This is a genomic window from Streptomyces sp. NPDC101225 (assembly GCF_044767585.1).
Lineage (GTDB): Bacteria > Actinomycetota > Actinomycetes > Streptomycetales > Streptomycetaceae > Streptomyces.
Genome location: NZ_JBIWOE010000018.1, coordinates 111548 through 129209, shown reverse-complemented (window position 1 = coordinate 129209; position 17662 = coordinate 111548). Strand labels below are relative to the sequence as shown.

Annotated in this window: 16 protein-coding genes; 6 read left to right on the top strand and 10 right to left on the bottom strand. The window is 73.3% G+C overall.

Going from position 1 to position 17662, the window contains the following annotated elements:
- The first annotated feature begins 93 nt into the window (after positions 1-93).
- Positions 94-789: a hypothetical protein gene (locus ACIRPX_RS24655; protein WP_404198545.1), complete on the top strand. Its 696-nt coding sequence runs from the start codon at positions 94-96 to the stop codon at positions 787-789.
- 78 nt (positions 790-867) lie between these two features.
- On the opposite strand, the gene ACIRPX_RS24650 is transcribed toward ACIRPX_RS24655, so the two are convergent.
- Positions 868-2319, bottom strand: a complete 1452-nt coding sequence (locus ACIRPX_RS24650; protein WP_404198393.1) for a glycine hydroxymethyltransferase — start codon at positions 2317-2319, stop codon at positions 868-870.
- Between the two features lie 333 nt (positions 2320-2652).
- On the opposite strand from ACIRPX_RS24650, the gene ACIRPX_RS24645 reads away from it, so the two are divergent.
- On the top strand, positions 2653-3486 hold the full coding sequence (locus tag ACIRPX_RS24645; protein WP_404198541.1) for a hypothetical protein: 834 nt from the start codon (positions 2653-2655) through the stop codon (positions 3484-3486).
- Between the two features lie 58 nt (positions 3487-3544).
- Here the strand turns inward: ACIRPX_RS24645 and ACIRPX_RS24640 are convergent, their stop codons facing one another.
- Complete coding sequence (locus tag ACIRPX_RS24640; protein ID WP_404198390.1) at positions 3545-5050, bottom strand: PLP-dependent aminotransferase family protein; 1506 nt, start codon at positions 5048-5050, stop codon at positions 3545-3547.
- 47 nt (positions 5051-5097) lie between these two features.
- Here ACIRPX_RS24640 and ACIRPX_RS24635 point away from each other — a divergent pair, with 47 nt between their 5' ends.
- Genes ACIRPX_RS24635 through ACIRPX_RS24625 form a run of 3 tightly spaced genes read left to right on the top strand, consistent with a single transcriptional unit; the run spans position 5098 to position 6820 of the window.
- Entirely contained in the window at positions 5098-5625 is a 528-nt protein-coding gene (locus ACIRPX_RS24635) for a carboxymuconolactone decarboxylase family protein (RefSeq protein WP_404198388.1), read from the top strand.
- The gene (locus ACIRPX_RS24630) at positions 5622-6095 is read left to right on the top strand and encodes a carboxymuconolactone decarboxylase family protein (RefSeq protein ID WP_404198386.1); all 474 of its coding nucleotides are present in this window, start codon (positions 5622-5624) and stop codon (positions 6093-6095) included. Before ACIRPX_RS24635 ends, ACIRPX_RS24630 begins: the two co-directional genes overlap by 4 nt.
- The gene (locus ACIRPX_RS24625) at positions 6092-6820 is read left to right on the top strand and encodes an isocitrate lyase/phosphoenolpyruvate mutase family protein (protein WP_404198383.1); all 729 of its coding nucleotides are present in this window, start codon (positions 6092-6094) and stop codon (positions 6818-6820) included. The genes ACIRPX_RS24630 and ACIRPX_RS24625 overlap by 4 nt, the downstream gene beginning before the upstream one ends.
- Here ACIRPX_RS24625 and ACIRPX_RS24620 read toward each other — a convergent pair whose 3' ends face one another.
- Genes ACIRPX_RS24620 through ACIRPX_RS24600 form a run of 5 tightly spaced genes read right to left on the bottom strand, consistent with a single transcriptional unit; the run spans position 6821 to position 13916 of the window.
- Entirely contained in the window at positions 6821-7789 is a 969-nt protein-coding gene (locus tag ACIRPX_RS24620) for an ABC transporter substrate-binding protein (RefSeq protein ID WP_404198381.1), read from the bottom strand. It abuts the gene before it with no gap.
- A gap of 1 nt (position 7790) precedes the next feature.
- Positions 7791-9734 carry an ABC transporter permease gene (locus ACIRPX_RS24615; RefSeq protein WP_404198378.1) on the bottom strand — a complete coding sequence of 648 codons (1944 nt, stop codon included), beginning with the start codon at positions 9732-9734 and terminating at the stop codon, positions 7791-7793.
- On the bottom strand, positions 9734-10807 hold the full coding sequence (locus ACIRPX_RS24610) for a glycine betaine/L-proline ABC transporter ATP-binding protein (RefSeq protein WP_404198375.1): 1074 nt from the start codon (positions 10805-10807) through the stop codon (positions 9734-9736). The genes ACIRPX_RS24615 and ACIRPX_RS24610 overlap by 1 nt, the downstream gene beginning before the upstream one ends.
- Positions 10807-12336, bottom strand: a complete 1530-nt coding sequence (locus ACIRPX_RS24605; RefSeq protein ID WP_404198372.1) for a GMC family oxidoreductase — start codon at positions 12334-12336, stop codon at positions 10807-10809. Before ACIRPX_RS24605 ends, ACIRPX_RS24610 begins: the two co-directional genes overlap by 1 nt.
- 50 nt (positions 12337-12386) lie before the next feature.
- A complete protein-coding gene (locus tag ACIRPX_RS24600) occupies positions 12387-13916 on the bottom strand; it encodes an aldehyde dehydrogenase family protein (protein ID WP_404198370.1) in 1530 nt (509 codons plus the stop codon).
- A gap of 215 nt (positions 13917-14131) precedes the next feature.
- Between ACIRPX_RS24600 and ACIRPX_RS24595 the strand changes: the two genes are divergently transcribed.
- On the top strand, positions 14132-15025 hold the full coding sequence (locus ACIRPX_RS24595; protein WP_404198368.1) for a GNAT family N-acetyltransferase: 894 nt from the start codon (positions 14132-14134) through the stop codon (positions 15023-15025).
- On the opposite strand, the gene ACIRPX_RS24590 is transcribed toward ACIRPX_RS24595, so the two are convergent.
- From ACIRPX_RS24590 to ACIRPX_RS24580, 3 genes are all read right to left on the bottom strand, one after another.
- Positions 15010-15186, bottom strand: a complete 177-nt coding sequence (locus ACIRPX_RS24590) for a hypothetical protein (RefSeq protein WP_404198366.1) — start codon at positions 15184-15186, stop codon at positions 15010-15012. The genes ACIRPX_RS24595 and ACIRPX_RS24590 overlap by 16 nt on opposite strands.
- 28 nt (positions 15187-15214) lie before the next feature.
- Positions 15215-16207: a hypothetical protein gene (locus tag ACIRPX_RS24585; RefSeq protein ID WP_404198364.1), complete on the bottom strand. Its 993-nt coding sequence runs from the start codon at positions 16205-16207 to the stop codon at positions 15215-15217.
- Between the two features lie 145 nt (positions 16208-16352).
- On the bottom strand, positions 16353-17342 hold the full coding sequence (locus ACIRPX_RS24580) for a malate dehydrogenase (RefSeq protein WP_404198361.1): 990 nt from the start codon (positions 17340-17342) through the stop codon (positions 16353-16355).
- Positions 17343-17662: the final 320 nt, after the last annotated feature.

Here is a 17662-nt window from a genome sequence, read left to right as displayed (position 1 = left end):
GACTTCCCGGTGGGGGGCGGCATGCGCGGCTGGAGGCGTGGGGCACGTGAACTGGCAGCGCTGTCAGGGGCGTTGACGGTGACGCTGGGCCTGATGGTGTGGGACGCGTCCTCGGCTCCGGCCGGTGCGCCGGGGCGGGTGGCGGTGGCATCGACGGCGCCACCGACAGCGACACCTGTGCCGGACGTCCCCGATCTGGCGCTGATCATCGCGGGCGGGACGGGGCGGACGACGGTGCTGCGCTCCGGTCAGGCCGCCTTCGCCCGCCTGCGGCAGCTCATGCGGCCCGGCTACATGGGGACGGAGCGGGTGCCGGAGGCGTGGGCCGAGGGGCGTTTTCCACCGGTGGACTTCACCGTGGTCTGGGGGCGGACGGGCGTCGGGGGCTGGCCGCAGACGGATCGAGCGCCGGGCGGTGACGTGGCGGTGGAGCGGCAGGACCAGCTGATGCTGGCGGCGGACGGCACGCCCTGGATACGGACCGATCCGGCCCCGGACGTCCAGGACGACGACATCCGCTGGCACCGGGCGCCGCGCTCGGTCCTCGTGGAGCTGGATCGGGGAAAGGTGCTCGCCGGGCTCGGCGGGAGCGCGTCCGCGGGCGGGCGGGAGGAGGACGGGGCCGCCGGGGGCGGGAGCGGCCGGGGCAGTCGCTGGTGGGCGGTGCCGGGGCTGGCCGTGGGGGTCGTGGCCGGGGCGGGCGGCGCGCTGCTGATACGCCGCGCGGCGGCCCGGCCGGGAGCCGGACCGCCGCGTGAGGAGCCACGACAGGAACTCATCGACCGGTGACCGCCGCTGCTTCCGCCTCGGCCGTCATGGGCCCGGCACGGAGCCCCGGATCCTTGAGAACTCCACAGAGGACGCAGGTCAGCCGAGGTCGATCTCCGGGTACAGCGGGAAGCCCGCCACCAGGTCGGTGGCGCGGTGCGAGATCTCGTCCGCGATCTTCGGGTCGAGGACGTGCTGGGCCTTCGACCGGGTGCCCTTGCTCGTGGTGCCCGGCTCCGTGCTGGTGAGGACACGGTCGATGAGACCGGCGACCTCGTCCATCTCGGCGGTGCCCAGACCACGCGTGGTCAGGGCGGGGGTGCCGATGCGGATGCCCGAGGTGTACCAGGCGCCGTTGGGGTCGGCGGGGATGGCGTTGCGGTTGGTGACGATGCCGGAGTCGAGGAGCGCGGCCTCGGCCTGGCGGCCGGTGAGTCCGTAGGAGGTGGCGACGTCGATCAGGTTGAGGTGGTTGTCGGTGCCGCCGGTGACCAGGGTGGCGCTCCGGCGCATCAGACCCTCCGCGAGGGCGCGGGAGTTGTCGACGATGCGCTGGGCGTAGTCCTGGAAGTCGGGCCGGCGGGCCTCGGCGAGGGCGACGGCCTTGGCGGCCATGACGTGCGGGAGCGGACCGCCGAGGACCATCGGGCAGCCGCGGTCCACCTGGTCCTTGAGGGAGTCGTCGCACAGGACCATGCCGCCGCGCGGGCCGCGCAGCGACTTGTGGGTGGTGGTCGTCACGATCTGGGCGTGCGGGACCGGGTCGAAGTCTCCGGTCAGCACCTTGCCCGCGACCAGGCCCGCGAAGTGCGCCATGTCCACCATCAGCGTCGCCCCGACCTCGTCGGCGATCTCACGCATGATGCGGAAGTTCACCAGACGGGGGTAGGCGGAGTAGCCGGCGACGATGATGAGCGGCTTGAACTCCCGGGCCGACTCGCGCAGCGCCTCGTAGTCGACCAGGCCCGTCGCGGGGTCGGTGCCGTAGGAGCGCTGGTCGAACATCTTGCCGGAGATGTTCGGGCGGAAGCCGTGGGTGAGGTGGCCGCCGGCGTCGAGGGACATGCCGAGCATGCGCTGGTTGCCGAAGGCCCGGCGCAGCTCGGCCCAGTCGCCGTCGGAGAGGTCGTTGACCTGGCGGACGCCGGCCTTCTGAAGCGCGGGCATCTCGACGCGCTGGGCGAGGACGGACCAGAAGGCGACGAGGTTGGCGTCGATGCCGGAGTGCGGCTGGACGTAGGCGTGGCGGGCGCCGAAGAGCTCCCTGGCGTGCTCGGCGGCGAGGGTCTCGACGGTGTCGACGTTGCGGCAGCCGGCGTAGAAGCGGCGTCCGACGGTGCCCTCGGCGTACTTGTCGCTGAACCAGTTGCCCATCGCGAGAAGGGTGGCCGGGGAGGCGTAGTTCTCGGAGGCGATCAGCTTCAGCATCTCGCGCTGGTCGTGGACCTCCTGGCCGATGGCGTCGGCGACGCGCGGCTCGACGGACCTGATCACGTCGAGGGCGGCACGGAAGGCGGTGGACTCGGTGGACAGGGGCTGCTGCTCTGACATGTCGACGGCCTCCGGGTGGCGTGGCTTGAAGCATGCACGGTTACGGTTCGGCCCAGGCGCACGGCACTCGCTCACTGCACGGGCCGCTCCCCGATGGTCGGTCCCATCCCAGCGCGCCAGTCACGGCCCGGCGGTCAGCCTACCGGGCATGCCGGACGGCCGAGGTCCGGCGTCCACCATGCGAGCGAGGGCCGAGCGGGGAGGACGTACCCGCGGCGCACGGCGGTCGGGGCCGCGCCCGGTGTCAGGGGCCGGTCCGGAGTTCGGTGTGAGCGCGCCAAGGAACACCCGTCGGTGCCGGGCCTCCCCTACAGTCACTTTGTGATCTTCGGGATGCTGTGCGCCCTCGGGGCGGCGGTCTGCTTCGGCACCGCGACGGTGCTGCAGGCGGTTGCCGCGCGGGCGGCGAGTGCGGAAGGGGGCGCGGGCGGGGAGGCGGCGCTGCTGCTCCGGGCCCTGCGGCAGTGGCGCTATCTGGCCGGGCTCGCCCTGGACGGGCTGGGATTCCTGCTCCAGATCGCCGCGTTGCGGTCGATCCCGATCTACGCGGTCGCGGCGGCCCTCGCGTCCAGCCTCGCGGTCACCGGGGTGGTGGCGGCGCGGCTGCTGCGGGTGCGGCTGAGCGGGGTGGAGTGGGCAGGGGTCGGTGTGGTGTGCGCCGGGCTCGCGATGCTGGGGCTGGCGTCCGGCAGCGAGGGGAGCAGTGAGGGGCCGGCGGCGCTGCAGTGGGTGATGCTCGCGATCTCCGTACTGGTGCTGCTGCTCGGGCTGTTCGGCGGGCGCTGGACCGGGCGGGGGCGGGCGCTGGTGCTCGGGGCGGGGGCGGGGTGCGGGTTCGGGGTGGTGGAGGTGTCGGTGCGGCTGATCGACTCGCTCGGGCCGTCGGACCTGCTCACGAACCCCGCGACGTATGCGCTCCTCCTCGGCGGGGGCGGCGCCTTCCTGCTGCTGACCTCGGCGCTCCAGCGCGGCTCGGTCACCACGGCGACGGCGGGAATGGTGATCGGCGAGACGATCGGCCCGGCGCTGGTGGGTGTCGTGTGGCTCGGGGACCGCACCCGGGAGGGGCTCGCCTGGCTGGCGGTCCTGGGGTTCGTGGTCGCCGTCGCGGGGGCGCTGGCGCTGGCGCGCTTCGGGGAGGCACCGGAGGCGGACGGGACGGCCTGAGCCTCCGCCTCTTCCTCGCCGGCCTTTCGTGAGCTGTGCGGAAGGGGGAGATGGACCGTCACGATCCGGACGCGTCGACTCCGTCGCCTGCCGGCGTGGGCGATCCCGCCCCCGTCGGTCCACGTCCCGCGGCCCGCGGCCCGTCGCCCTCCGGCAGCACCGCGCACAGTGCCTCCAGCGCGCCCGACCAGGCATGGTCCGGTGGTGTTCCGTAGCCCAGGACCAGTGCGTCCAGGGGTTCGACCGTCGCGTGCGGGTGTCGGTAGCGGTGCAGGCCGTGGATCGCGAGATCCTGCCAGGACGCCGCCCGCAGGGTGGCCTGTTCGGTGCCGGGTGGCAGGCGCAGGACCATGTGCAGGCCGGCTGCGATGCCGGTGGCGCGGATCTGCGGGGCGCGGCGCGCGAGTTCGGCGACGAGCGCGTCGCGGCGGCGCCGGTAGCGCAGCCGGGAGGCGCGTACATGGCGGTCGTAGGCGCCCGAGGTGAGGAATGCGGCGAGGGTCAGCTGGTCGAGGGCGCCGCACATGTCCGTGCCGCCCTTCGCCCGTGCCGCCTCCTCCACGAGGCCGGGCGGCAGCACCAGCCAGGCCAGCCTCAGGCCGGGGGCGAGGGACTTGCTGGCGGTGCCCGCGTAGACGACGTGGTCGGGGTCCAGGCCCTGGAGGGCGCCCACGGGCTGGCGGTCGTAGCGGAACTCGCCGTCGTAGTCGTCCTCGACGACCAGTCCGCCGGTGCGCCGCGCCCAGTCGACGACGGCCGCCCGGCGGTCGCGGTGCAGGGTGCCGCCCATGGGGAACTGGTGGGCGGGGGTGAGCAGGACGGCCGCCTGGTCCGTCAACGGCCCCGGGTCCGTGCCCAGTTCGTCGAAGGGCAGCGGGACGGTGCGCAGGCCGGTGCCCGCCAGCAGCCACCAGTGCACGTCGAGGCCGTACGACTCGACGGCCACCGTGCTCGCGCCGCGGGCCCGGAGCAGGGCGCCCAGGATCTGCAGGCCGTGCGAGAAGCCCGCGCAGACCAGGATGCGGGCGGGGTCGGCGCGTACGCCCCGGGCACGGGCGAGGTACTCGGCGAGGGCGGTGCGCAGTTCGACGCGGCCGCGCGGATCGCCGTAGCCGAAGGCCTCGTTCGGGGCGGCGGCCAGGGCGCGGCGGGCGGCCTTGAGCCACTCGGCGCGGGGGAAGGAGGAGAGGTCGGGCACGCCGGGAAGCAGGTCGTGGGCCGGGCGGCTGCGCGGGCGGGGGCGCGATGCGGTGCCGGTGGGCGGGGCGGCCGTGCTCCCCTGGCGCCCCGGGGAAGCGGGTACCCCCGTCGCCACGCGTGTGCCCGAGCCCTGCCGTGCGGTGAGCCAGCCCTCCGCGACCAGGTCGCCATAGGCGTCGGCGACGGTGTTGCGGGCGATGCCCAGGTCGGCGGCGAGGGAGCGGGAGGAGGGCAGCCGGGTGCCGGGGGCCAGCCGGCCGGTGCGGACGGCCTCGCGCAGGGCGTCGGTCAGGCCCCGGCGCACCCTCGGCCCGGCCGGCTCCAGATGCAGGTCGACGCCCAAAGTGGCCCACGTTTTCGCCATGGAACTGGACCATACATGTGGGCTGCCCCGCTCCTAGGGTCGACGGCATGACGACACAGGAGACCGTTGCGTACGCCCCCGAACACGCGCCCCGGCTGCGCTGGGCCCAGCATGCGCCCGAGGTCTACAAGGCGATGCTCCGCCTCGACGCGGCCGCCCGGCAGGGGGTCGACCCCCGGCTGCTGGAGCTGGTGAAGATCCGTGCCTCGCAGCTCAACCACTGCGCGTTCTGCCTGGACATGCACTCCAAGGACGCGCTGGCGGCCGGCGAGAGCGTGGAGCGCGTCATCCAGCTCGGCGCGTGGGAGGAGTCGGCGCACTTCTACACGGAGAAGGAGCTCGCGGCACTGGCGCTGACCGACGCGGTGACGGTCCTGACCGGGGGCACCTCCCAGGGTTCCGGCTCGGGAGGAGCGTTCGTGCCGGACGAGGTCTACGAGCGGGCCGCCCGGCACTTCGACGAGGCCGCGCTGGCACAGCTGATCGCCGCGATCACCGTGATCAACGCCTGGAACCGGTTCGGGGTGACCTTCCGGATGGCTCCGGGCCACTACGAGGCGGGGCAGCACGGATGAACCGGACCAAGGTCCTCGACGGCGAGGTCGCGCAGGCCTTCTCCGCGCTCAGCGCGGCCGCGAAGCGGGGGCTCGGCGACCCCGCGCTCGCCGAGCTGGTGGTGATCCGGGCCTCGCAGCTCAACCACTGCGCGTTCTGCCTGGACATGCATCTGGCCGTCGCCCGCAAGCACGGAGTCGCGCAGCGGCAGCTGGATCTGCTCGCCGCCTGGGAGGAAGCGGGTGACGTCTACGACGAGCGGGAGCGGGCCGCGCTCGCGCTGACCGAGGCGGTGACCGTGCCGACCGGGGACGCCTCCCGGGCTCTCGGCTCGGCGGGAGGGGGCGTGCCGGACGAGGTGTACGAGCGGGCCGCCCGGCACTTCGACGAGGCCCGGCTCGCCCATCTCGTCGCCCTGGTCGTGGCCATCAACAACTGGAACCGCGTGATGGTCGCCCGCCGTGTTCCGCCGGGGGGTTGCACGCCGTGAGCCAGGTGGAGACCTTCCGCGCGCTGCACCGGGGCCGGCTCCCGGGCGACCCCCTTGTGCTGCCCGGCCCCTGGGACGCGGTCAGCGCCCGGGTGTGCGCCGAGGCCGGCTTCCCCGCGCTCGCGACGCCGAGTGCAGGAATCGCCGCGTCCCTCGGGCACGAGGACGGCTCGACTCCGGCCGGGGCGATGTTCGCCGCGGTGGCGCGCATCGTGCGGGCCGTGGACGTACCGGTGTCGGCGGATGTCGAGGACGGATACGGGCTGGCGCCCAGGGAGCTGGTGGAGCGGCTGCTGGAGACGGGCGCCGTCGGCTGCAATCTCGAGGACTCGCACCAGGGAGTCCTCAAGGACCCGCGGGAGCACGCCGACTGGCTCGCCGAGGTGCGGGCGGCGGCCGGTGACCAGCTCTTCGTCAACGCCCGCGTCGACACCTTCATCCGCGGTGAGGCCGATCCCGGCCGGGCCATCGAGCGGGCCGCCCTGTACGTCGCCGCCGGTGCCGACTGCGTCTATCCGATCGGCGCCCCGGCGGGCGTGCTGCCGTTGCTGCGGTCCGGTGTCCAGGGGCCGGTCAACGTGCACGGCACCCTGGACGGCAAGGGCCCCTCGCCCACCGAACTCGGTGAACTCGGGGCCACTCGCGTCACGTTCGGGCCGGGGCTGCAGCGCCGGGCGGCGCTGGCGCTGCGCAGGACGGCCGACGAACTGTACCGGCGCCGGTGATCAGGACAGCCACGCCTTCCAGGTGGACGTGTGGCCGTCCACCCACTTCTTCGCCGCCTGCTCCGGCGAGAGCTTCTGGTCGGCGATCATCAGGGAGACCTCGTTCTGGTCCTCGGTCGACCACTTGAACTTCTTCAGGAAGGCCGCCGCCTTGCCGCCGTTCTTCGAGAAGCCGGCGTTGAGGTACTTCTGCAGCGGGGTGTTCGGATAGGCGCAGGCGACCTTCGCCGCGTCCGCGTCGCAGCCCTCCTTGTAGGCGGGCAGCTTCACCTCGGTCATGGGGACCTTGTTGAACAGCCACTGCGGTGTGTACCAGTACGTCAGGAAGGGCTTCTTCTGCTTGGCGAACTGCTTGATCTGGGTGATCTGCGCGGCCTCGGAACCGGCGAACACCACGTGGAAGTTCAGCTTCAGGTTCTTCACCAGGGCCTTGTCGTTGGTGACGTAGGACGGGGAGCCGTCCATCAGCTGGCCCTTGCCGCCGCTCTCCGGGGTGCGGAACAGCGAGGCGTACTTGTTGAGGTTCTTCCAGTCGGTGATGTCGGGATGCTGCTTGACCAGGTAGGTCGGCACGAACCAGCCGATGTGGCCGGTGACGCCGAGGCCGCCGCCGTGCACGATCGTCTTCTTGTCGGTGACGTAGCGCTTCTCCTGGTCGGGGTGGCCCCAGTCCTCCAGGATCGCGTCGACCCGGCCCTGGCTGAGCGCGTCCCAGGCGGGCACCTCGTCGACCTGGACCGTGTCGACGCGGTAGCCGAGCTCGTGCTCCAGCAGGTACTGGGCGACGGCGACGTTCGACTGGGCGCCGACCCACGACTGCACGGACAGGGTCACGGTCTTGGCGCCCTGCGCGTTGGCGAACGGCGACGACTGCTTGGTCATGTCGGCCGCGCCGCAGCCGGTGAGGAGGGAGAGCGCGGCGGCCGAGGAGGTGATCAGGGCCGTCCTGCGGTTCAGACGCAGTGCCATGTCACGCACCGCCCTTCGTGCGGCGCTGCGTCGGTTGCGTCACCCGGTCGAGCATCAGCCCCAGGCAGACGATCGCGGCACCGGCCACCAGACCGGTCGCCAGGTCGCCCTGGGCGAGGCCGTAGACGACGTCGTAGCCGAGCGCGCCTCCGCCGACCAGGCCGCCGATGATGACGACGGCGAGGACCAGGACCACGCCCTGGTTGACGGCGAGCAGCAGCGCGGGCCGGGCGAGCGGGAGCTGGACCTGGCGCAGCTGCTGGGTGCTGCTCGCGCCGAGCGAGCGTGCCGACTCCAGCGCCGCCGGGTCGACCTGGCGCAGCCCCTGCGCGGTGATGCGGACGACGGCGGGCAGCGCGTAGACGACGGCCGCGGCGACCGCCGGGGCGCGGCCGACGCCGAAGAGCGCCACGACCGGGATCAGGTACACGAACTGCGGCATGGTCTGGAAGACGTCCAGGACGGGGCGCAGGGCCCGTTCGAGGCGGTCGCTGCGGGCCGCCGCGATGCCGGTCGCGAAGCCCAGGACGAGCGTGACGGCGACGGCGGCCAGCACCTGGGAGAGCGTGTCGAGCGACGGCTTCCACACTCCGAGCACACCGATCGCGGCCATCGCGAGGACCGCGGTGAGCGCGGTGCGCCAGGTGCCGATCAGCCAGGCGAGCGCCGCGACCAGCAGCAGGACCGACCACCAGGGCAGCCCCTGCAGACCACTGCGGACCGGGTCCAGCACCCAGGTGGTGAAGCGGCCCGCCCAGTCGGCGGTGCCGCCCACGACGGGGACGCCCGAGTACAGGTGCGAGGTCATCCAGTCGACGGCGCGGTTGACCGGGTCGGCGAGGTTCACGGTCCAGGAGCCGGGCCATTCCAGGCGGCCGGCCAGCCGTCCGGCGAGCGCGACGGCGACGGCGGCGACGGCCGCGTAGAGCCAGCCGAGCCGGCTCCCGGGCTCCTCGCCGGCGTGCTCGCCCGCCGCGCCGGTGATGCGGTCCAGGACGACGGCCAGCAGCACGATCGGGATGCCGGCTTCGAGGGCGGCGCCCACGTCGACCGAGGCGAGCGCCTGGTAGACGCGGTCACCGAGGCCGCCCGCGCCGATCACCGAGGCGATGACGGCCATCGACAGGGCCATCATGATCGTCTGGTTCAGGCCCAGCATGAGTTCCTTGCGGGCCAGCGGGATACGGGCGGTCAGCAGCCGCTGGGGAGCGGTGGAGCCGAGCGACTCGACCGCCTCCAGTACCTCCTTGTCGGCGCCGCGCAGGCCGAGCGCGGTGAGGCGGGCCATGGGCGGGGCGGCGTAGACGACGGTGGCGAGGACGGCCGCGGGGACGCCGATGCCGAAGACCAGCACCACGGGCAGCAGATACGCGAAGGCCGGGAGCACCTGCATGGTGTCCAGGACGGGGCGCAGTGCCCGGTCGAAGCGTTCGGAGAGGCCGGCTGCGAGGCCGAGCACGAGTCCGACCATCACCGACACCAGCACGGCGATCACCATGAGGGCGAGCGTCTGCATGGTCGGCACCCACATGCCGAGCAGTCCGCAGGCCAGGAAGGCGGCGGTCGTGCCGACGGCCAGCCTGACTCCGGCGACGCGCCAGGCGACGACGGCGCCGATCGCGGTGACGCCGGCCCAGCCCGCCGCGAGGAGCAGCAGGTACACGGCGCGTACGGAGATCACGACCGCGTTGCTGATGTAGCCGAAGAAGTACAGGAACAGCGGGTGGCTGTCGCGGTTGTCGATGATCCAGTCGCTGGCGTCGGCGAGCGGCTTGGAGACGTCGACGGTGAGGGCGTGCGGCCAGCTGCCGCTCGCCCAGCGGGCGGCGGCGAGCGGCACGAGGACCGCGGCGGCGAGCCCGAGCAGCAGCAGCTTGCGCACGGCGTGGTGCCCGAGGACGCCGGGCAGGGCGAGGCGCGGCGTGGACGCGGTGACCGTGGCCATCAGACCGCCTCCTTCTGCGGCTCCGTTCCCGCACCCTTCTGCGGCTCCGTTCCCGCCACCACCCCGAGGAGGCGTTCGTGGTCGACGACGCCGAGACAGCGGCCGTCCTCCACGACACAGGCGGCCCTGCCGCTGCGGGCGACGACCTTGATGGCGTCGGCGACGACCTCGCCCGGGGCGAGCGCGCCGGGATGCTCCGTCCCGTCGCAGGCGCCGGGCCGCATCGCGGTGCGGACCGTCATGACCTGTTCGCGGGGCACGTCGCGGACGAACTCGCGCACGTAGTCGTCGGCGGGGTGGCCGACGATCTCCTCCGGGGTGCCCAGCTGCACCACGCGGCCGTCGCGCATCAGGGCGATGCGGTCGCCCAGCTTCAGCGCCTCGGAGAGGTCGTGGGTGATGAAGACCATGGTGCGGCCCTCCTCGTGGTGCAGGCGGATCACCTCCTCCTGCATGTCCCGCCGGATCAGCGGGTCGAGCGCGCTGAACGGCTCGTCGAACAGCAGGACCTCCGGGTCCACCGCGAGCGCCCGGGCCAGGCCCACGCGCTGGCGCTGGCCGCCGGAGAGCTGGGCCGGGCGGCGCTGCTCCATGCCCTCCAGGCCCACCTTGGCGACGACCTCCTGGGCGCGCTCGCGCCGCTCGGACCGGCTCACGCCCTGGATCTCCAGGCCGTAGGCCACGTTGTCGAGGACCGTGCGGTGCGGCAGCAGGCCGAAGTGCTGGAAGACCATCGCGGCGCGGTGGCGGCGCAGTTCGCGCAGCCGGGACCGGTCCATGGCGCGGACGTCCTCGCCGTCGATGGCGATCTTGCCGGCGGTCGGCTCGATGAGCCGGGTCAGACAGCGCACGAGGGTGGACTTGCCCGAGCCGGACAGGCCCATCACGACGAAGACCTCGCCCTTGCGAACGTCGAAGGAGACGTCACGGACGGCGGCCGTGCAGCCGGTGCGGGAGCGCAGTTCGGCGGGCTCCAGCGCGGTCAGCTCGGGGTCGCCGGGGACCTGGTCGGCCTTCGGGCCGAACACCTTCCACAGGCCCTCGACGGAGAAGACGGGGGTACCGGTACTCATCACGCACCACTTCCGATCAGCTCGACGGCCTTCTCCCCGACCATCAGCACTCCGATCATGGGGTTCACGGCGGTCATCGTGGGGAACACCGAGGCGTCGGCGACCCGGATGCCGTCCAGGCCGCGGATCCTCAGCTCCGGGTCGACGACGGCCCCCGGATCGTCGGCGGCGCCCATGCGGCAGGTGCCCGCCGGGTGGTACACGGTGTGCGCGACCTTGCGGGCGTACTCGCTCAGTTCCTCGTCGCTCGTGAGGTGCGGCCCGGGGGCCACCTCGCGCCGGAGCCAGCCGGCCAGCGGCTCGGTCTTCGCGATCTCACGGGCGATCCTGATGCCGTCGACGAGGGTGCGGCCGTCGTAGTCGTCCTCGTCGGTGAAGTAGCGGAAGTCGAGGGCGGGCTTGACCGACGGGTCGGCGCTCGTCAGGTACAGGCGGCCCCGGCTCTTCGGCTTCGGGATGTTGGGGGTCATGGAGACGCCGTGCGGCGGGCGGGCGTAGCCCAGGCGCTCCGGGTTGTCCGTGAAGGGGACCTGGTAGAAGTGGAACATCAGGTCAGGGCCCGCGTGCTCGGGGTCGCGGCGCACGAAGAGGCCGGCGTCGCTGTCCATGGCGGAGTTCTCCGGGATCGGCCCGTCCGTCTCCCAGACGATCACCGACTCGGGGTGGTCGAGCAGGTTCTCGCCGACGCCCGGCAGGTCGTGCACGACGGGGATGCCGAGCGCCTCCAGGTCGGCCTTCGGGCCGATGCCGGAGTGCAGCAGCAGCCGGGGCGAGTCGACGGCGCCGGCGCAGAGCACCACCTCGCGGCGGGCCCTGACGAGGATCTCCTCGCCGTCCTTGGTGCGCACGTGCACGCCCTCGGCGCGGGTGCCGGTCAGCTCCAGCCGGTGGGCCCAGGTCTCCAGCAGGATCGTCAGGTTCTCGCGCTCGTCCAGCACCGGGTGCAGATACGCCACCGACGCGGACGAGCGCTTGTTGTCCTCGGGGTGGTAGGCGAGGTCGAAGAAGCCGGCGCCGTCGGTGAACGGGGCGCGGTTGAAGCCCTCGACGCGGGGAACGCCGGTCGCGTGCACGGCGGCGTCGACGAAGTCCCGGGCGATGGGGTTCCGGTCCTTCTCGTCGACCGGGACGATGTTGTTCAGCAGCCGCGCGTAGTAGGCCTCCATGGGCACCGCGCCCCAGCCCTTGGCGCCGGCCGCCTCCCACTCGTCCCAGTCGGAGGGCAGCGGCTTGAAGGCGATGAGCGTGTTGTGCGAGGAGCAGCCGCCGAGGACGCGGGCGCGGCTGTGCCGGATGTGGGAGTTGCCGCGCGGCTGCTCGGTGGTCGGGTAGTCGTAGTCCAGCTCGCCGCCGAGCAGACCCATCCAGCGGCGCAGGGTCAGGACGTCCTCGCGGCCGACGTCGCTGGGGCCGCCCTCGACGACGGCGACGGTGACGTCCGGGTTCTCGGTGAGGCGGGAGGCGATGACGGAGCCCGCCGTGCCGCCGCCGATGACGACGTAGTCGTATGTCTGGGTGTTCTCGGGCATGGGGTGGTGCTCCAAGGGGGTGGGGAGGTCCGGTGGGGGGTGGGAGCGGCTCAGCCCGCGAACCAGCGCACCGGCCTCGGCGCGAGGTTCTGGTAGACGTGCTTCGTCTCGCGGTACTCGGCGAGGCCGGCCGGGCCGAGCTCCCGGCCCGTGCCGCTCTTGCCGAAGCCTCCCCACTCCGCCTGCGGCAGGTAGGGGTGGAAGTCGTTGATCCAGACGGTGCCGTGGCGCAGCCGTCCGGCAACGCGGCGGGCCCGGCCGGCGTCGGCGGTCCACACGGCGCCCGCGAGGCCGTACTCGGTGTCGTTGGCGAGGGCGACCGCCTCGTCCTCAGTGCGGAAGGTCTCCACGGTGACGACGGGCCCGAAGACCTCCTCGCGGACGACGCGCATCTCGCGGTGGCACTGGTCGAGGACCGTCGGCTCGTAGAAGAAGCCGCCGGCGGGCCGCTCCGGCGCGGTCTCGGGCCGCCGGCCGCCGGAGCGCAGCACCGCGCCCTCCTCCAGCGCGGAGGCGACGTATCCCTCGACCTTGGCGCGCTGCTGCTCGGAGACGAGGGGACCGCACTCGACGCCGTCCTCGCTGCCGCGGCCGAGCCGGATCCGGCCGGCCCGGCGGGCGAGCTCGGCGACGAAGCGCTCGCGCACGGACTCCTCGACGATGAGGCGGGCCCCGGCCGAGCAGACCTGGCCGCTGTGGATGAAGGCGGCGTTGAGGGCCTGGTCGACGGCGGTGTCGAAGTCCTCGTCCGTCGCGCAGGCGTCGGCGAAGACGACGTTCGGGTTCTTGCCGCCGAGTTCGAGGGCGACCTTCTTCACCGTGGGGGCCGCGGCCTCGGCGACCTTGGTGCCGCTGACCAGGCCGCCGGTGAAGGAGACCAGGTCGACGTCGGGATGTGCGGAGAGGCGGGCGCCGACCGAGTGGCCGGGGCCGGTGACGATGCCCGCGACACCGGCGGGCAGCCCCGCCTCGGCGAGCAGGTCGATCAGGGCGACCGTGGTCAGCGGGGTGATCTCGCTCGGCTTGATCACGAAGGTGTTGCCCGCCGCGAGCGCGGGGGCGATCTTCCAGCTGGCCTGCAGCAGCGGGTAGTTCCAGGGTGTGATCAGCGCGCAGACGCCGACGGGCTCGTGCACGACGACGCTGTGGATGTCGGGCGAGCCCGCGTCCACGACCCGGCCGGGCGCCTCGCCCGCGACCAGGTCGGCGAAGTAGCGGAAGGCGTCGGCGACACAGTCGATGTCGACCCGGCCCTCCTCGACGGTCTTGCCGGCGTCGCGGCTCTCCAGCCGTCCGAGGCGCTCGCGGTCGCGCACCAGGAGGTCGGCGGCGCGGCGCAGCAGCGCGGCGCGCTCGGCGACCGGGGTGCGGGGCCAGTCGCCCTCGTCGAAGGCCCGGCGGGCCGCGGCGACCGCCAGGTCCGTGTCCTTCTCGTCACCCTCCGCGACCAGAGCGAAGGGCTGTCCGTCCGCCGGGTCGAGGATCTCGCGCGTGGCGCCGGAGACGGCGTCGCGCCACTCCCCCGCCACGTGGATGGTCGCCTGCGCGTCCAGCCCCTGGGTTTCCGCTCTGTCCGCCATGATCCGTGTTGCCTTCCGTTCCTGTTCCACGTCCCTGAGTGACACAGGTGTCACCCACGAGGACCGTGAGCGCCTGCCCCCCGCCTGCGGATACATGCGCGTGGGGGGTGCAAAGTGCTCCGTGTCACGGAAACGGTCCGGTTGCCGCCGCACCGCGGACGTCCTGCCGCCGGGCCATGGACGCCGGGAATTCCTTTGACTAAAGTCAAAGGAATATGGAGCCAGTGTCCACGGAGCAGGTGGCGGCCCTCCGCCGCTTCAACCGCTACTTCACGCGCCGCATCGGGGTGCTCGACGACCACTACCTCGGCCAGGACCGGCCGCTCGGCGAGGCGCGGCTGCTGTTCGAGATCGGGGAGGGGCTCCCGCTGCGCGAGCTGAGGTCCCGGCTCGGGCTGGACGCCGGCTATCTGAGCCGGATGACCAAGGCGCTCCAAACGCAGGGCATGGTCCGGGTGAGCGTGCACCCGGAGGACAGCCGGGTGCGGACGATCGAGCTCACCCCGGCCGGCCGTGCCGAGGTGGACGAGCAGAACCGGCGGGCCGACGCCCTCGCGGCGGGCCTGCTGGACGCCCTCGACGCGGGCCGGCGCGCCCAGCTGATCGAGGCGATGGCCACGTCACAGCGCCTGCTCAGGCTGGCCGCCATCACCGTCGAGCTCGTCGACGGCGCCGCCCCGGACGCCCGGGCCTGCCTGGACGCCTACGCCGCCGACATCGACGCGCGCTTCCCGGAGGGCTTCGACCGCTCCGACCTGGTCTCGCCCGAGGAGGTGTCCGGCGCGGCGGGCGCGTTCTTCGTGGCGTACGAGGAGGGGTGTCCGGTGGGCTGCGGGGCGCTGCGCCGGCTGGAGCCGGGCGTCGGCGAGATCCGGCACGTGTGGGTGCACGCCGGGGCGCGGCGCCTGGGCCTGGCCCGCCGCATCCTCGCGGCGCTGGAGAGCGCGGCCGCCGCGCGCGGGCTGGACGTCGTACGGCTCGACACGCACCGGGCGCTCACCGAGGCGCAGGCCATGTACCGGGCGTCCGGCTACACCGAGATCCCGGCCTACGTCGACCACGTCTACGCGGACCACTGGTTCGAGAAGCGGCTTCAGCCGGGCGGCTGACGGGGCCCGTCGTCCGGCCACCGGGCGAGCGGCTCCCGCACGGTGCGCCGCAGCCGGGCGTGCGCGGGGTCCGCGTCATGCCGCCAACGCCGGGCCAACCCGATCCTGAGCGGCGGCAGCCGGAGCGGCACGCCGTAGCCGACCAGGCCCAGCACGGTCACCGGCGGCACTGGAGTAGCGCCTACGGGCCTACGCGCACGCTGCGCCGGTCGGGCAGAAGGACCGCACCGCCGCCGCGAGCGGCTCCCGCACCAGTTCCGGGTCCAGGTCCGCGGGGCCGCTGGAGCGGATCGCGTACAGCGTGCCGCCGGCGGCCCGGAAGCGGTGGTCGATGACCTGGCGGGCGCCCTTGTGCGTGTCGTCGTAGCGGTAGGTCAGTTCGGCCCAGGTGTCGCCGCGGTCGCGGCCGAGGGGCTGATAGCCGCGCTGCTTGGCGAAGCCGAAGCCCGGGTCGGTCTCGGCCAGCGTCAGGGACTGGTAGGGCGTGTCCTCGGTGACCTCGAAGATCTGCAGCTGGCGGCCGTCGGCGGCGTTGTCGTAGTAGACGACGGGGGCGAGCTTGCCCTGCGTCTGACGGCGGGTCCAGGTCTCCGGGACGTCGACCGCGTAGCCGACGGGGTCCTGTGCCCGGCGGTAGCCGATCGAGGGCGGGGACGACGGCGACGAGAACGTCGAGGCCGACGGGGTGCCACCGGCCGACGGGGTGTCCGTCGGTGGCGCGCTCTGCGACGGCGTGGTGGTGACCGTGACGCCGGCGCTCGACCCGGAACCGGCCCCGTCGCCGGTCGAGTGGTCACGGGTGAGGTACCAGGCGCCCGCCCCGGCGCCGGCGCCGAGGACGGCCACCGCGACGAAGGCGAGCAGCACGTTGCGGGCGCCGCGGCGCGGGGCGGGGGCGACCGACGGGGCCGGCACGGTCGTCGCGGGCACCGGGCCGGGGCCCGGGACCGGAGGGGGCGGCGGCGGGGGCGGCCAGGCCGACGGCGCCGGGCCGCCGGTACGGGTCTCGGCGGACGCCCACGGCGGCGGGGTCCGCCCGGCCTGGGTCTCCGCCGAGGCCCAGGGCGGCACGCTGCCCGGCTGCCCGGCGGCCCAGGCCGCCTGGCCTCTCTCCTCGCTGGGTTCGCGCTCCGGCCCGGAACCGGAGTGCCGGCCGTCGTCGTAGCCGTCCCATTCGCCCATGACACGCCCCCCGAATCACCCCATTGGGTATCGCTTTCCGACGGTAGCGGTGAAAACGGCCACGGGCCCCGTTCCGGCGGAATCCGGAACGGGGCCCGTGCAGGCTCGTGACAGAACCGTAAACGGCTCGGACGCGTCCGAGCGGTCAGATGAGACCGAGCGAGCGGACCGCCTCGCGCTCCTCCGCGAGCTCCTTGACGGAGGCGTCGATGCGGGCGCGGGAGAACTCGTTGACGTCCAGGCCCTGGACGATCTCGTAGCGGCCGTCCTTGACGGTGACCGGGAAGGAGGAGATCAGGCCCTCCGCGACACCGTAGGAGCCGTCCGACGGGATACCCATGGAGACCCAGTCGCCGTCCTCGGTGCCGTTGACCCAGGAGTACACGTGGTCGATGGCGGCGTTGGCGGCGGAGGCCGCGGAGGAGGCGCCACGGGCCTCGATGATCGCCGCGCCGCGCTTGGCGACGGTCGGGATGAACTCCTCGGCCAGCCACTTCTCGTCGTTGACGACCTCGGCGGCGTTCTTGCCGGCGATGGTGGCGTGGAAGATGTCGGGGTACTGCGTGGCGGAGTGGTTGCCCCAGATGGTCAGGCGCTTGATGTCGGCGACCGTGGAGCCCGTCTTCTTCGCCAGCTGGGTCAGGGCGCGGTTGTGGTCGAGGCGGGTCATCGCGGTGAAGCGCTCGGCCGGTACGTCCGGCGCGGCGGCCTGGGCGATCAGGGCGTTGGTGTTGGCCGGGTTGCCGACGACGAGGACCTTGATGTCGTCCGCGGCGTGGTCGTTGATGGCCTTGCCCTGCGGCTTGAAGATGCCGCCGTTGGCCTCCAGCAGGTCACCGCGCTCCATGCCCTTGGTGCGGGGGCGGGCGCCGACGAGGAGACCGACGTTGGCGCCGTCGAAGGCGACGTTCGGGTCGTCGGTGATCTCGATGCCCTGGAGCAGCGGGAACGCGCAGTCGTCCAGTTCCATGGCCGTGCCCTCGGCCGCCTTCAGCGCGGGCGTGATCTCCAGGAGGCGGAGCTTGACCGGCACGTCCGCGCCGAGCAGCTGGCCGGAGGCGATGCGGAAGAGGAGGGCGTAACCGATCTGGCCGGCCGCGCCGGTGACGGTGACGTTCACGGGAGTGCGGGTCATGGCGTTCTCCGTATGACAGCTGGCGGTGGGCGTAGCGTCCTTGCCCTGGGGTGCGGGCGGACGTACAGATGATCGATCTCTTGGTATCAAGAGAGATCCACCGGCCAGGCTATCGCGCATCCGGCATCCGGGATGCGCGGCCCCCTGTGGCCCACCCCACAGAGCGGGGCCGCCGCGAGGAATTGTCCGGTGGCAGGCATACCCGCCCCCGTCCCGGGCACGCGAACCGTACCCCCACGGGAGTCCGGCACGGTCGGTCCCCCCGACGGCGGCCGTCGCAGTCTCTCCTCTCCCGGACGGGCGGCCGCCCCCCTCCGCCC

What these genes read in the sequence shown, in the direction of transcription:
- ACIRPX_RS24630 (WP_404198386.1), top strand. Translation starts at nt 5,622, where the DNA reads ATGAACCGGACCAAGGTCCTCGACGGCGAGGTCGCGCAGGCCTTCTCC.
- ACIRPX_RS24640 (WP_404198390.1), bottom strand. Translation starts at nt 5,050, where the DNA reads ATGGCGAAAACGTGGGCCACTTTGGGCGTCGACCTGCATCTGGAGCCG.
- ACIRPX_RS24580 (WP_404198361.1), bottom strand. Translation starts at nt 17,342, where the DNA reads ATGACCCGCACTCCCGTGAACGTCACCGTCACCGGCGCGGCCGGCCAG.
- ACIRPX_RS24655 (WP_404198545.1), top strand. Translation starts at nt 94, where the DNA reads ATGGTGTGGGACGCGTCCTCGGCTCCGGCCGGTGCGCCGGGGCGGGTG.
- ACIRPX_RS24615 (WP_404198378.1), bottom strand. Translation starts at nt 9,734, where the DNA reads ATGGCCACGGTCACCGCGTCCACGCCGCGCCTCGCCCTGCCCGGCGTC.
- ACIRPX_RS24600 (WP_404198370.1), bottom strand. Translation starts at nt 13,916, where the DNA reads ATGGCGGACAGAGCGGAAACCCAGGGGCTGGACGCGCAGGCGACCATC.
- ACIRPX_RS24620 (WP_404198381.1), bottom strand. Translation starts at nt 7,789, where the DNA reads ATGGCACTGCGTCTGAACCGCAGGACGGCCCTGATCACCTCCTCGGCC.
- ACIRPX_RS24645 (WP_404198541.1), top strand. Translation starts at nt 2,653, where the DNA reads ATGCTGTGCGCCCTCGGGGCGGCGGTCTGCTTCGGCACCGCGACGGTG.
- ACIRPX_RS24635 (WP_404198388.1), top strand. Translation starts at nt 5,098, where the DNA reads ATGACGACACAGGAGACCGTTGCGTACGCCCCCGAACACGCGCCCCGG.
- ACIRPX_RS24605 (WP_404198372.1), bottom strand. Translation starts at nt 12,336, where the DNA reads ATGCCCGAGAACACCCAGACATACGACTACGTCGTCATCGGCGGCGGC.
- ACIRPX_RS24610 (WP_404198375.1), bottom strand. Translation starts at nt 10,807, where the DNA reads ATGAGTACCGGTACCCCCGTCTTCTCCGTCGAGGGCCTGTGGAAGGTG.
- ACIRPX_RS24585 (WP_404198364.1), bottom strand. Translation starts at nt 16,207, where the DNA reads ATGGGCGAATGGGACGGCTACGACGACGGCCGGCACTCCGGTTCCGGG.
- ACIRPX_RS24650 (WP_404198393.1), bottom strand. Translation starts at nt 2,319, where the DNA reads ATGTCAGAGCAGCAGCCCCTGTCCACCGAGTCCACCGCCTTCCGTGCC.
- ACIRPX_RS24595 (WP_404198368.1), top strand. Translation starts at nt 14,132, where the DNA reads ATGGAGCCAGTGTCCACGGAGCAGGTGGCGGCCCTCCGCCGCTTCAAC.